The following is a 14,543-nucleotide window of genomic DNA, read 5'->3' as shown; positions in this document are numbered from 1 at the left end:
TGTCGAAATTAACGCTTAGGGGTTGAAGGAATGGAATTGAATTGGCAAGAAATGTTGTTTCAGTTTATAGGAGGACTTGGGATCTTCCTATTCGGAATAAAATACATGGGGGACGGACTTCAAAAGTCTGCCGGGGACCGATTGAGGGAAATCCTTGATAAGTTCACGACGAACCCATTCATGGGCGTATTGGCAGGGGTCTTTGTGACCGTCCTGATTCAATCGAGCAGTGGGACGACCGTCATTGTCGTCGGTCTGGTAAGCGCAGGCTTCATGACCCTCAGACAAGCTATCGGTGTTGTCATGGGGGCCAATATCGGAACCACGGTCACAGCCTTCATCATCGGGATTGACATCGGCGAGTATTCACTGCCGATCATCGCCCTGGGAGCCATCCTTCTGTTCTTCTTTAAAAATAAGAAAATCCAGAACATCGGCCAGATGGTATTCGGATTCGGAGGCCTCTTCTACGGTCTCGAATTGATGAGCGGAGGAATGAAGCCGCTTCGTGAACTTCAATCATTCCATGAACTCACGGTCAGCCTGAGCGACAACCCGATCCTCGGTGTAGTCGTCGGGACAGTATTCACCTTGATTGTCCAAAGTTCTTCTGCAACGATCGGAATCCTTCAGGAACTGTATGGCTCTGGTCTGCTCGATCTTGATGCAGCCCTTCCTGTCCTGTTTGGTGATAATATCGGTACGACGATCACAGCTGTCCTTGCAGCACTTGGAGCGAGTGTAGCGGCAAGAAGGACTGCAGCCGTGCACGTACTCTTCAACCTGATCGGTACGACAATCTTCCTGATCATCCTGCCGTTGTTCACAAAGGTCATTATGTTCATGCAATCATCATTGAATCTGAACGAACCGATGACGATCGCATTCGCCCATGGTACATTCAATGTCACCAACACCATCATTCAATTCCCGTTCATTGCAGTGCTTGCCTATATCGTGACGAAGCTGATACCTGGTAAGGATGCCATCATCGATTACAACGCACAGCATCTTGATCCTGTCTTCATCCAGCAGTCTCCGGCCATCGCCATCGGCCAGGCCAAAGAGGAAGTGTTGCGGATGGGCCAATTTGCCGTGAAGGGTCTTGAAGAAACGAACGAATTTTTGAAAACGACGAACTCCAAAAACGCTGAGACTGCGTATCAGATTGAGGGAGCCATCAATAATCTGGATAAGAAAATCACAGATTATCTCGTCGACCTTTCTTCTGCTTCATTATCAGAAGTGGAATCAGAGCGTCATTCGATCCTCATGGATACCGTCAGGGACATTGAAAGGATCGGGGACCATTTTGAAAACATCGTGGAACTTGTGGAATATCAACAAGCCAATAAAGTGAAGATCTCCGAGGAAGCGATGAATGACCTTGAGGAAATGTTTGCCCTTACGATTTCCACTGTGAGCCAGTCCATCGAAGCGTTGGATGTAAATTCCTTGGACATGGCACGTGAAGTCATCGAGAAAGAGGACCGCATCGACAAGATGGAGCGTAAACTCAGAAAGCAACATATCCTTCGAATGAACGAAGGCAAATGTACGGGGCAGTCCGGTATCGTGTTCGTTGATATCATCAGTAATCTTGAGCGGATTGGTGATCATGCCGTTAATATCGCTGAAGCTGTGCTAGAATTAAAATAATGAAGAACAAAGGGGACCTCGCTTGAAGGTCCCCTTTCTAACGAATGGAGATGGATAGATGGACGTGTTGTATTGGAGCTTGATCATAATGGCATTTGTTGTCGCGTTTGCCGGATTGATTTATCCGATCATTCCCGGAGTGTTGTTTTTGCTCATCGGTTACATTCTTTATGGGGTCTTCTTCTCATTTGAACCGTTGAACTGGTTGTTCTGGACCATCCAGATCCTGTTCGTGATCCTCCTGTTTGGTGCCGACTATGTCACCAATCTCATCGGCGTCAAGAAGTTTGGCGGTTCGAAGGCCGGTGTGTGGGGAAGTACGATCGGGCTCCTTGCAGGACCATTCGTCATCCCGGTCCTTGGAATCATCATCGGCCCGTTCATCGGGGCGATTCTTGGTGAGTGGCTCGTCAAGCGGACGTCATTCACACAGGCCGTGAAGGTGGGGGTCGGTTCTGTGATCGGTTTCATATCCAGCGTGATCACAAAAGGGCTCATCCAGGCCGTCATGCTTGTCTATTTCTTCTGGGTGATCTGAACTTTACCCGGAAGCGGGGGATTAAGTTAAGGAAGAACGGGTATTTTATAGAAGTATCGGTCACGGAGGTCCAAGCAAATCAGTTGAACCTGCTGTGGAGATTTGGTAATCTTAAACTGAAACAGGCCGGAACTAGAAGTCCGGACAAACTTACATAGGGAGGAATTTAATCATGGCTTACGAATTACCACAACTGCCTTACGCGTATGACGCATTGGAACCTCATATCGACAAGGAAACAATGAATATCCACCATACGAAGCACCATAACACATATGTAACAAAATTGAATGATGCCCTTCAAGGTCACGACGACCTTCTCAGCAAATCTGTCGAGGAGCTTGTAGCGAATCTTGATGCCGTTCCTGAAGGTGCACGTACTGCTGTGCGCAACAACGGTGGCGGTCATGCCAACCACTCTCTATTCTGGACGCTTCTTTCACCTAATGGCGGAGGCACTCCATCAGGCGAACTGGCTGATGCCATCACATCTAAATTCGGTAGCTTCGACAAATTCAAAGAAGAATTCGCAGCTGCAGGTGCAGGTCGATTCGGTTCAGGATGGGCTTGGCTTGTTGTGAACAACGGAGAATTGGAAGTTACAAGCACACCGAATCAGGACTCTCCTCTAATGGAAGGCAAAACGCCGGTCCTTGGTCTTGATGTTTGGGAGCATGCTTACTACCTCAATTACCAAAACCGTCGTCCTGACTATATCTCAGCGTTCTGGAACGTAGTCAACTGGGACGAAGTGGCTAAGCTTTACAGCGCTGCTAAATAATTTCATGATGTCTGCAAGGGGGTTCCCATTACCGGGAGCCCCCTTTTTTCCTGCATAACTTCCCTTCCTTATTCAAAGAATAGGTGTACATCAAAGGGGAGTTTTGCTATGAGCTATAAACGATTTTTAGGTGATATTGATTTAACGAAAGAATTGACGCTGCTCTTATTGATCGGCGGCATGTACTCATTGAGCATCGCCTTGTCGAATACGTTCGTCAATATTTATCTGTGGAAGCAATCGGGTCGATTTCTCGACCTCGGGATCTACAATCTGACTGTCGTCATCCTTCAGCCACTGACATTCATCCTGGCAGGAAGGTGGGCCAAGAAGGTCGACCGGGTGATCGTCCTTCGAATCGGCGTCATATTCCTTGCGCTTTTCTATATTTCGGTCCTGTCGTTCGGTTCCCTGGCTGAGCATTACCTAGTTGTCCTAGGTGCACTGCTTGGAATCGGGTATGGGTTCTACTGGCTTGCCTTCAACGTGCTCACATTCGAGATCACCGAGCCGGAGACGAGGGATTTCTTTAATGGATTCCTCGGGATCCTGACTTCTGCAGGTGGAATCATCGGACCGATGCTTGCGGGATTCATCATTTCTCGATTTGATTCATTCCAGGGCTATACCATCGTCTTCGGGCTTTCACTGTTCCTGTTTGCGGTGGCGGTCGTACTGAGCTTTTTCCTGAAAAGGAGACCGGCAGACGGACAGTATCTGTTCTGGAGGATTTTTCAGGAAAGGGGCAATGATCCGAACTGGCGGAGGATCACGAATGCCCATTTCTTTCAGGGAATCCGGGAAGGGACGTTTATATTTGCCATTTCCGTCTTTGTTTACATCAGTACAGGAAGTGAATTCGCACTGGGGACATTCGGATTGGTCAACTCCGGCATCGCCTTCATCAGCTACTACATCGCCTCGAGGGTCATTAAAAAGGAATTCAGGAAAAAAGCGATATTGATCGGCGGTATCCTTCTCTATCTCGCTGTTTTCTTGATCGTCTTTGATGTGACGTACACACGCCTCCTGATTTATGCTGGCTTGATCGCTATTGCTTATCCCATCCTGCTCGTCCCCTATATCTCCATGACTTATGACGTCATCGGTACCGGCTGGAAGGCGGCTGAAATGCGTATTGAGTACATCGTCGTCCGTGAGCTGTTCTTGAACGGTGGGAGGATTATTTCAGTCCTTGCTTTCATCGCAGCTGTGACCCTATTCGACCAGGACGTGAGTATCCCGATCCTCCTATTGCTGCTTGGTGCCGGGCACAGTGTAATTTACTTTTTCATCCGGAAGATTCAATTCCAGCAGTCCTAGCCAATTTCCTCAAAGGGAGGGAAAATATCCCTCCCTATAGTTACAGCTAGAAACTCAGACGCTTTTTTTATACACTATACATAGATAGAATTTCTACATAGAGGAAGGGTTGGAAGGATTGAAAAGGAGTAAAAGGAAAAAGAAAACGCACGTCCCCATTCGGATGAATATGCTGTTTTTTTCTGTTTTTCTGTTGTTCTCCATGCTGGTGCTCCGATTGGGCGTAGTCCAGATCGTGAATGGGGAAAGCTACAAGAGTGAAGTGGAACGGACCGAGGATGTGGTAGTGAATACCGGTGTTCCTCGTGGGAAAATTTATGATCGATATGGCAATGTCATCGTGGATAATGTCCCGTTGAATGCCATCACATATACGAGGACGAATACAACAACGACGGAAGAGATGATCGACGTCGCCACCAAGCTTTCAGAGTTTATTGACAAAGACCCGGAAAGTGTGACGGTCAGGGATAAAAAGGATTATTGGATCATCAAAAATAGCGACGAAGCAGAGGGATTGGTATCCGCTTCTGAAATCAAGAAGCTTCAGGCGGATGAAGAACTCTCTGAAGATGATGTGAATGCCAAGGTATACAAGATGAGGCTGGACCGCATCACCGACGACAAACTTGAATCCCTATCAAAAAAGGATCTTGAGATCATTGCCATCTACCGGGAGTTTGCCGGCGGCTACGCCTTGAATCCACAGATCGTGAAAAATGAAGACGTGACGCCCGATGAGTTTGCCAAGGTGAGTGAGCACCTGAACGAACTGCCCGGAGTGAATACGACCACGGATTGGAAGCGGTCCTATGTATTCGATGATACGCTGAGAACCATCCTTGGGAACGTATCCTCTGCCAGGGAAGGTCTTCCGAAAAATCTCGTCGATGCGTACCTTGCAGAAGGATATAATCGAAACGACCGGGTAGGGAAAAGCTATCTGGAACTTCAATATGAGGACCTGCTCCAAGGTCAAAAAGAGCAGATGAAGAACATTACGAAAAACGGAAGCATCATCGAATCCCTCCTTGTCCAGGAAGGGCAGCGTGGAAAGGATGTCGTCCTTACCATCGACATGGAGCTTCAACGAGAAGTGGAAAAAATCATAGAAGATGAGCTTACGAAACAAATACAGGATCGGGGGGCATCCCCGAACCTCGACCGTGCCTATGTGGTGATGATCAATCCGAATACAGGTGAGATCCTCTCCATGGCAGGAAAGCAATATATGAAGAATGAAGAGACGGGCAAGTATGAGATGAGGGATGCGGCACTCGGTACCTTCACCTCCTCCTACGAGGTCGGCTCCGTCGTGAAAGGGGCCACGGTCCTGACGGGTTATATGACGGGGAACCTGACACCGGGTGAAACCTTGATCGATGAACCCCTGAAGATCAAAGGCACGCCTCCGAAATCATCCTGGTTCAACAAATATGGCCAGATGCCGATCACCGATCTGTTCGCATTGGAAAAGTCATCAAACTCCTATATGTGGAAAGTGGCCCTGCGGATTGCAGGGGGACGTTACGTACCGAATCAGCCGATCGTGAATAATCCTGAGGCATTCGATACCTTCCGCACGCATTTCGCCCAATTCGGTCTCGGTGTGCCGACTGGCATCGACCTTCCTGGTGAGTCTCCGGGTCTGAAAGGTACAGCAACAGACCCAGGGTTCCTCCTTGATTACGCAATCGGGCAGTTCGATACCTACACGACCATGCAGCTCGCTCAGTATGTGTCGACGATCGCCAATGACGGGTACAGGGTTCAGCCCCATATGATGAAGGAAATCCGGGAGCCGACCAATGATAAGAAGAGTCTCGGTTCCGTCCTGTTCGAAGACGAGACGAAGGTACTGAACAGAATCGATGCCACACAAGATCAGATTGAACACGTCCAAAAAGGATTCTACCGCGTTTATCATAACCCAGATGGAACGGCCTACAATGAGTTCAAGGACGCCCCGTATAATGCGGCAGGTAAATCAGGTACCGCCGAAACGTACGTGGACGGCAAGCTGAATTACAATACGACGATCATTGGATACGCGCCGTTTGACAACCCGGAAGTGGCCTATGCAACCGTCGTCCCATCCTCCCACATCCAAGCTGGTGGGGTGAGTGATCCCTATACGAACAAAAAGATCGCCAAGCGGGTCATGGACAAATATTTCGAGTTGAAGAAGGAACGTGCGAAGACCGTGGGTGATACAAACACCGTGGATAAAAAAGTCGAGAATGCAAAAGATGCAGAAAAGCAGCAGGAAAAAATAAGGGAAGAGAGCAACTGATCCCAAAAGGGGGTGGAGAAATCCACCCCCTTTTTTCTATGCTTCGGGTCGGACAGAAAAGAAGCGAACAAGCCGTAGGATGGGAGACCCTACAAGGTAATAGGGACTATGCTACGGGGAGGAATGAGGTGATATTCCTAGAAAAAAATATCCTTCAGCGGAGAGTACTCTCTCCGATCAAGTCATGCTCGCATGCTTATAACATCAGGAACATACACGATTTACAAAAGCTTTACAATCGATTAAAACCCCATTAACACTTATCCCTTAATCTAATTCATGTAGGACAAAACAACCAATATTCTAGGGGGAATCAACGAATGAAGAACTTCAAGAAAGTAGGACTGCTTACAGTACTAGCAGCAGCTGTCACATTCTCGGCGGCGTGCGGAAATGGAAGCAGCACCGACGAAGGAAAAAGTGATGACAAAGCATCAGGTTCCATCGTCATTTCAGGTTCTTCTGCCATGCAACCACTAGTTGCAGCAGCAGCTGAAGAATTCATGGCTGAAAATCCAGAAGCCGATATCCAAGTGAATGCCGGTGGATCTGGAACAGGACTATCCCAGGTAGCAGAAGGTTCAGTCCAAATCGGTAACTCCGATGTGTTCGCCGAAGAAAAAGAAGGAATTCCAGCCGACGAGCTAGTTGATCATAAAGTCGCTGTAGTTGGAATGACGGCTGCGGTGAATCCGAACGTTGGAGTCAAAGACATTTCCAAAGAAGACTTGAAGAAAGTATTCACGGGAGAAATCAAGAACTGGAAAGAGCTTGGCGGTAAAGATCAGAAGATCACCCTCGTCAACCGTCCTGATTCTTCAGGTACCCGTGCCACTTTTGTAAAATATGCACTTGATGGAGAAAACCCTGCTGAAGGAATCACAGAGGACTCCACAAATACTGTCAAGAAAATCATCAGTGAGACCGACGGAGCCATCGGTTACATGGCATTCTCTTACTTCACGGATGACAAGGTACAAGCACTTTCAGTAGATGGTGTAGAACCGACTGATGAAAACGTGCAAAAAGGCGACTTCCCGATCTGGGCTTACGAGCATTCGTATACAAAGGGAGAGCCTGATGGTCTGGCAAAAACATTCCTTGATTATATGATGAGCGACGATGTCCAAGGCGGTCTAGTCAAAGATCAAGGGTATATCTCCTCTTCTGACATGAAAGTGGAACGCGATGCAGAAGGGAAAGTCACCAAGAAGTAATGCATGAAACTGATAGGGTAAATGCATAGGCATTTACCCTATTATCTCGTAACTAGGGGTGTTTAACGATGATGTCAGAAAAGCAACTGCCGGCCTCCAAAAGGCTACTGAAGAATAACCGATCTTGGATGAGCGGGGAATTCAAAGGGAAATTTCTTGTCACACTCAGTGCCGTCATCATGATTGTGGCGACCATCTCCATCACGATTTTCTTAACCACAAAAGGGTTGCAATCATTCATAAAAAATGGTGTAAGCCCCATTGAGTTCTTAACCAGTACAAAATGGAATCCCACAGGGGAAAACCCCTTATACGGTGCTTTTCCGTTCATATTTGGATCATTCGCTGTCACGATCTTGGCCGCCATTGTGGCCGCTCCACTCGGAATAGGTGCCGCCATCTTCATGACGGATATTGCCCCGTCATGGGGACGCAAGATCATGCAGCCGATCGTGGAACTTCTCGTCGGGATTCCTTCCGTCGTTTATGGATTTATAGGGCTTACAGTATTGGTCCCATTCATCAGGGGGACTTTCTCCGGCATGGGATTCTCATTATTGGCAGGGACCATCGTCCTTGCCGTCATGATCCTGCCGACCATTACGACCATCGCAACAGATGCCATGAGCTCACTGCCTAAAAACCTTCGTGAAGGTTCATATGCCCTCGGTGCGACGCGCTGGCAGACGATCAGGAAGGTGTTGATCCCTGCTGCGTTGCCGACGCTTTTGACGGCGGTGGTACTAGGTATGGCCAGGGCGTTCGGTGAAGCCCTTGCTGTGCAGATGGTCATCGGTAATACACGTGATCTGCCATCCAGCCTTCTGGATGCCTCTGCGACATTGACGACGATCATTACGCTGAATATGGGACATACCACTTACGGAAGCGTAGAGAACAATACGCTATGGTCCATGGGACTAATACTTCTGATCATGTCCTTCCTATTTATCCTATTGATCCGTTATCTCTCTTCAAGGAGGAAAATCTAATGAACAGCAAACAAGCAGATAAACTGGCAACAGGCGTATTCGTCGGAATTGCAGCACTCATCATTGCCCTGCTGGTTGCCCTATTCGCCTATATCCTTGCCAAGGGTGTCCCGTATATCACATGGGACTTCCTCACGACACCATCAAGCACAGTACGTGAAGGGAGTGGGATCCGTGATCAGCTATTCAATTCCGTTTACATCCTGTTTATCACGATGTTGATCACCGTCCCCCTCGGAGTAGGCGGTGGGATCTACATGGCTGAATATGCAAAACCGGGTAAGATCACCAACACCATCCGTTCATGTATTGAAGTACTTGCATCGCTCCCATCCATCGTCATCGGGATGTTCGGTCTATTGGTATTCGTAAATATCACCGGATGGGGGTACACCATCATCGGGGGTGCCCTGGCTCTGACCGTTTTCAACCTGCCTGTCATGGTAAGGGTAAGTGAGGATGCCATCCGTGGCGTTCCGCGTGAACTGAAAGAAGCAAGCCTGGCACTTGGTATCACGAACTGGCATACAATCAAGACCGTCATGATCCCGGGTGCGTTCCCATCGATCCTGACGGGTGCGATCTTGGCATCGGGACGCGTATTCGGTGAAGCGGCGGCCTTGTTATTCACAGCCGGATTATCGACGCCGCGACTGAATTATGGAGACTTGAATCCATTGTCGCCGACTTCTCCACTAAATGTTTTCAGGCCGGCTGAAACACTCGCCGTCCACATCTGGTCTATCAATACACAGGGAATCATTCCTGACGTAGCAGAAAAAGCAGCAGGCGCATCGGCAGTCCTGATCATTGTCGTTCTGATCTTCAATCTCGGCGCAAGGATCCTTGGAAGCTATATTCATAAAAAAATAACGGCGACTAAATAAGTGAAGGTGGGAATGATATGACGATTGAAATGCAAGCTAGACCCGTTGGAAAAACCTTCAACCCTGGAAATGATACGATTTTGGACGTTCAAAATCTTGACTTTTTCTACGGTGACAATCATGCCGTCAAGGACATCAACATGAAAATCGAGAAAAATGCTGTCACGGCACTGATTGGCCCTTCCGGATGCGGTAAATCGACGTTTCTGCGCACCATCAACAGAATGAACGATCTTGTCCCGATTGCAAGGGCGGAAGGCAAAATCATATATGAAGATGTCAACCTACTTGATAAGAATATTGACGTCGTAGCCCTTCGCAAAGAAATCGGTATGGTATTCCAGAAGCCGAATCCATTCAATAAATCGATTTATGAAAACATTACCCACGGCCTGACTTTCTCTGGCATCAAAAAGAAAGCTGTACTGGAAGAAATCGTAGAGGAAAGCTTGACCAAGGCCGCTCTCTGGGATGAAGTAAAGGACCGCCTTCACACATCGGCACACGCTCTCTCAGGAGGACAGCAACAACGTCTCTGTATCGCGAGGACCATTGCCATGAAGCCAACGGTCATGCTTTTAGATGAACCATGCTCGGCGCTTGATCCGATTTCAAACGCCAAGATCGAAGAATTGATAGCCGACTTGAAGAAGGATTATTCTATCGTAATCGTCACCCATAACATGGGGCAGGCGTCACGTGTGTCGGACAAAACAGCTTTCTTCTACAATGGAGACCTGATCGAATTTGATCAAACCGAGAAAATTTTCACCAATCCTTCAGAGAAAAGGACGGAAGAATACATTTCCGGTCGTTTCAGTTAAGGGACGAGAGATCCAAAAGAATTAAACTGGATGGAGGGGTTTCATATGGCTTTAGCAACAGCTGCCAAGACGGCATTTGACATCAACGATCTGAACCTGTGGTACGGGAAGAATCACGCACTGAAAAATATCACCTTCCCGATTTATGATCAAGATGTAACAGCGATCATCGGACCGTCGGGGTGCGGAAAATCGACGTTCATCAAGACGTTGAATCTGATGAATCAGTCGGTCCCGGGCATCAAGATGTCAGGGGAGATCAATTACGATGGTGTGAACATCCTGTCAGACAAAGTCGACCTTGTCGACCTTCGCAAAAAGGTGGGGATGGTCTTTCAGAAAGGGAATCCATTTCCTCAAAGTATTTATAACAACATCACATTCGGCCCCAAGGTTCACGGTGTTAAAAAGAAGGCGGAGCTTGATGAAATTGTGGAAACGACCTTGAAAAATGTCGCACTCTGGGACGAAGTAAAGGATCGGTTGGATGCTCCGGCCATGGGGCTATCCGGTGGTCAACAGCAAAGGCTCTGCATCGCAAGGGCGCTTGCGACAAAACCTGAGATCCTTCTCATGGATGAACCGACGTCGGCCCTTGATCCGATTTCAACGGTCAAGATCGAGGAGCTCATATCTGAACTCAAGAAGAAATACACCATTGTCATTGTCACCCACAACATGCAGCAGGCTGCCAGGGTGTCTGATAAAACGGCTTTCTTCCTTCTTGGAGATCTTATTGAACTAGATGAGACGGATAAGATATTCTCCAATCCCGAAGATAAGCGTACAGAGGATTATGTTTCAGGACGATTTGGGTAAGCGTGACATCAATCTGACAAAAGGGGTGTTCCATAGATGGTAAGCAGAAGTAATTTTGATTTGAACCTCAAGGAATTGAAGGATAAATTATTCGCCATGGCTACTGAGGCAAGCCAGTCCCTCCATGCGTCAATCGAAGCATTGAAAACGCAGGATATCGAGAAGGCCAAGGAAATCATCGCGCACGATAAAGAAATCAACCGCATGGATAACAGCATCAATCAGCAAGCTATCCTATTGATTGCAAAAGAATCTCCGGTTGCAACTGATCTGAGGAAGATCATCTCTGCACTGAGGATTTCTTCTGAGATTGAACGCATCGGTGATTTGGCCACGAATATTGCCAAATCGACGCTCCATATCGGTGATCAAAAATTGATCAAACCGATAGAGGAAATCCCGAAGATGCTCGGAATCGCCGAAGAAATGCTGGAAGGGGCGCTTGAAGCGTTCAGGGAAGAAGATGCAGCATTGGCAAAGAAAGTAGCTGATCGCGATGATGAGGTGGATGAGATGTATGGCAAGCTTGTAACCGAGCTCATGACCTATATTCCAAACTACCCAAATGAAATCAGCCAGATCACGCAGCTTGCCTTCACCTGCCGGTATATTGAAAGAGTGGGGGACCACGTAACGAATATTTGTGAAAATGTCATTTTCCTCGTGACTGGGGAGCGTTTTGACCTCAATAATTGATGAGAAATCCGGACTGAAAGGTCTGGATTTTTTTATTTGTAAAGAAACGTTAAGATGCCGTTAAGTTTGCTTCAAGCCTATAGCGTTTATGGGATATTTGACCCATAGTGGAAGGAGGAGCCAGAAAAGAAGGAGGACAAATGACCGTAATGAAACCTAGACACTCAATCATGCGCAAGATTCTCTTCACCATGATGATCAACTCCCTGTTATTTCTGCTGTGTGTGGGGGTCTGCCTTGTGACCATTTATAAAATTCATTCCGACCTTCTTGATGTAAAAGAGAAGGGGCAACGTTCTGTCGGAGTGACGGATCTTTCCCGAATGGTGAACGAGAAAGATATCCGGATTGCGGATTATATTACCTTTATGAAGGAAGAGGACCTCAAGGAATATCGCAGGTTAAGGAATCAACTCCAAACGCAAACTGCGGAATGGACCCTGTTATCCTCTAACGAAGAGACCAAAAAAACCATGGAAACGTTCATTAAGAATAATAAGGCGATCGATGAGATGTTTTCAAAAGAAATCGCCCCAGCCGTCGTCAGGCTGGATGAGGGTATTTATACCGCCGCTAGAGAAAAGATATCAGGGCTGAGACAAGAAAACAACCGGATCCTTGAAACATTAAGAAAGGAAACCTCCAGTGAACAAGCAGTGATCGTAAAAAAGGCTGAGCGCTTCATTACACTTAGTCAGACACTGACAGTGGGGATGATCATCTTCACAACCATATTGAGCTATTTGATCATACATAGAACTGGAACGAGAATGAAACGTGACATAGAAGAATTATTGGCTATCACCCAATCGGTGGCAGAGGGCAATCTTACGAAAAATGTCCCCTCTACTAATGGCAGAGATGAAATTCATCTTCTCGGTGAATCAATCAGCAAGATGGTACAGGAACTGAAAGAACTTGTACAGGGAATCGAGCGGGGAACGGGGAATGTCCAGGGGAATAGCAAAAAGATGGTAGATCTGGCTGATAGCATCAAGGAATCAAGCATGGGGGTATCGACCTCCATGGAAGGGCTAACGGCTGGATCAACCCAACAAGCGGCTTCCACAACCGACCTTTCCGGTCATTACCGAACATTCAGCAACAGAATGGGACTGGTGGCAGAAGAATTCAATGCATTGAAGACTCTATCTCTATCGATTCAAACGATAACCGGTCAGTCGGGTCTCTCCATGATGAAAAATGCCGAACAGATGGAAAAAGTATATGTGAAAATAGGAGAAACAACCAACCTGATGAAGGAACTACAGGTACGGATGGATTCAATCAGCCGTCTCAGCCATTTTATAAAAGAAGTAGCCACCCGTACGGACATTCTCTCCTTAAATGCATCCATAGAAGCAGCGAGGGTGGGTGAGTCAGGACGGGGGTTCCAGGTCGTTGCCGGGGAAATACGTCAGCTCTCCCATCACATACATGAATCATTGGCAGAAATGGATAGAGATATTAAAGGTGTCCGACACATCACACAACATGTGTCGGCAAGTCTTGACGCAGGATTTGAAGAAGTGAGCATCGCAAAGACACTGACAGATCAGGTTGGCCAGGATGCTGAGAGGGTAATGGCCCTTGTGACGGGTATGGGGGAGGGGATAGGGGGAATTTCTGCAGGAATGAAACGGTTGAATGAATACAAGGATGAGATGGCCATTTCCGTTTCCATGCTTTCAGAACTCTGCCATACATTCGATGAAGGGGCAAGAGACACCCACTCTTCCATACAGGTGCAGCATAACCTGATCGACACCATGTATGATCAATCGGATCGGGTGAACGAAGAGGTGCTGATCCTCCAGCGGTTAGTGGATCGATTCCAGATGTAAACCGAAAGGGTAGACGGGGCATTTGGCCCCGTCTACCCTTTTAAATCAGGAAATCCCTTGTATGATGGAACGGACATCTTCTTTGGACAGATCGGATAGAGACCCGATTTTCTCGGGAGGCACACCCTGTTTATGAAGGGATATGACCTGGTTCCGAATGATTTCATTGATGGCTTTTTTAGGACTCGGTAATGGGCTTCCCATCATGAGCTCTTCTTCCAGCACTTTGATTCTTTTTTTTAATTTTAATTGCTCTTGATACATATTGATTGAAAGTTCTTCGACACTCTTTTCGACAGCGATCAAAGGATCTTTTTGAAGGAAGGAAGAGAGGAAGAGTACAATGGATACACCCCAAATTCCCAGCAGAACATACAACATTTTCATCACCTCTTATGCGTAACTCTCTCTATTTATAGCATAGTTTTCTTCCTAACTCTATCATCATTTGGTTCTATTTGTAGAAATCCCCAATATTATGTCAAGAAAACGATTCGAGGGAAAGAGAACCAATACAGAAACCAACCGATTTGATGATTTTTCAATAAATTTTCGTGGGGGAGATGCTACTGTGACTGAAACGGCTAGGATACGACAAAATGCGTTTATTGTAGGAATTTGAGTTGAGTGGTACGATATTTCTATACAATTGTCATAATATTTCGATACG

13 protein-coding genes are annotated in these 14,543 nt (G+C 47.1%); 12 read left to right on the top strand and 1 reads right to left on the bottom strand.

Translation table 11 applies throughout. From position 1 onward, the window contains the following. Positions 1-30 precede the first annotated feature (30 nt). From K6T23_RS14520 to K6T23_RS14465, 12 genes are all read left to right on the top strand, one after another. Complete coding sequence (locus K6T23_RS14520) at positions 31-1,659, top strand: Na/Pi cotransporter family protein (protein WP_056535322.1); 1,629 nt, start codon at positions 31-33, stop codon at positions 1,657-1,659. A 58-nt stretch (positions 1,660-1,717) separates the two neighbouring features. Beyond that, positions 1,718-2,197: a DUF456 domain-containing protein gene (locus K6T23_RS14515; protein WP_238281507.1), complete on the top strand. Its 480-nt coding sequence runs from the start codon at positions 1,718-1,720 to the stop codon at positions 2,195-2,197. 172 nt (positions 2,198-2,369) lie between these two features. Beyond that, positions 2,370-2,978 carry a superoxide dismutase SodA gene (gene sodA, locus K6T23_RS14510; RefSeq protein WP_056535324.1) on the top strand — a complete coding sequence of 203 codons (609 nt, stop codon included), beginning with the start codon at positions 2,370-2,372 and terminating at the stop codon, positions 2,976-2,978. A 108-nt stretch (positions 2,979-3,086) separates the two neighbouring features. Then, on the top strand, positions 3,087-4,301 hold the full coding sequence (locus K6T23_RS14505) for an MFS transporter (RefSeq protein WP_238281505.1): 1,215 nt from the start codon (positions 3,087-3,089) through the stop codon (positions 4,299-4,301). Positions 4,302-4,464: 163 nt separating this feature from the next. Then, positions 4,465-6,594 (top strand): peptidoglycan D,D-transpeptidase FtsI family protein, encoded by a 2,130-nt coding sequence (locus K6T23_RS14500; protein WP_238281503.1) that lies wholly within the window; start codon positions 4,465-4,467, stop codon positions 6,592-6,594. 320 nt (positions 6,595-6,914) lie between these two features. After that, complete coding sequence (locus K6T23_RS14495) at positions 6,915-7,811, top strand: phosphate ABC transporter substrate-binding protein (protein WP_056535328.1); 897 nt, start codon at positions 6,915-6,917, stop codon at positions 7,809-7,811. Between the two features lie 128 nt (positions 7,812-7,939). Beyond that, positions 7,940-8,803 (top strand): phosphate ABC transporter permease subunit PstC, encoded by an 864-nt coding sequence (gene pstC / locus K6T23_RS14490; protein ID WP_370295458.1) that lies wholly within the window; start codon positions 7,940-7,942, stop codon positions 8,801-8,803. Then, on the top strand, positions 8,803-9,690 hold the full coding sequence (pstA, locus tag K6T23_RS14485; protein WP_053426561.1) for a phosphate ABC transporter permease PstA: 888 nt from the start codon (positions 8,803-8,805) through the stop codon (positions 9,688-9,690). The genes pstC and pstA overlap by 1 nt, the downstream gene beginning before the upstream one ends. A gap of 17 nt (positions 9,691-9,707) precedes the next feature. After that, positions 9,708-10,514: a phosphate ABC transporter ATP-binding protein PstB gene (pstB, locus tag K6T23_RS14480; protein WP_079516396.1), complete on the top strand. Its 807-nt coding sequence runs from the start codon at positions 9,708-9,710 to the stop codon at positions 10,512-10,514. 45 nt (positions 10,515-10,559) lie between these two features. Next, positions 10,560-11,333, top strand: coding sequence for a phosphate ABC transporter ATP-binding protein PstB (pstB, locus tag K6T23_RS14475; protein WP_053426563.1), 774 nt, complete (start codon positions 10,560-10,562; stop codon positions 11,331-11,333). Between the two features lie 36 nt (positions 11,334-11,369). Then, positions 11,370-12,029, top strand: coding sequence for a phosphate signaling complex protein PhoU (gene phoU / locus K6T23_RS14470; protein WP_238281502.1), 660 nt, complete (start codon positions 11,370-11,372; stop codon positions 12,027-12,029). 170 nt (positions 12,030-12,199) lie between these two features. After that, on the top strand, positions 12,200-13,873 hold the full coding sequence (locus K6T23_RS14465; protein ID WP_238281500.1) for a methyl-accepting chemotaxis protein: 1,674 nt from the start codon (positions 12,200-12,202) through the stop codon (positions 13,871-13,873). Positions 13,874-13,918: 45 nt separating this feature from the next. Here the strand turns inward: K6T23_RS14465 and K6T23_RS14460 are convergent, their stop codons facing one another. After that, positions 13,919-14,254 carry a hypothetical protein gene (locus K6T23_RS14460; RefSeq protein WP_056535335.1) on the bottom strand — a complete coding sequence of 112 codons (336 nt, stop codon included), beginning with the start codon at positions 14,252-14,254 and terminating at the stop codon, positions 13,919-13,921. Positions 14,255-14,543: the final 289 nt, after the last annotated feature.

Origin of the sequence: Rossellomorea marisflavi (genome assembly GCF_022170785.1) — a bacterium.
GTDB classification, from domain to species: Bacteria; Bacillota; Bacilli; order Bacillales; family Bacillaceae_B; genus Rossellomorea; species Rossellomorea marisflavi_B.
The sequence above is the reverse complement of the archived record's forward strand: the minus strand, read 5'-3'. Positions and strand labels throughout refer to the sequence as shown.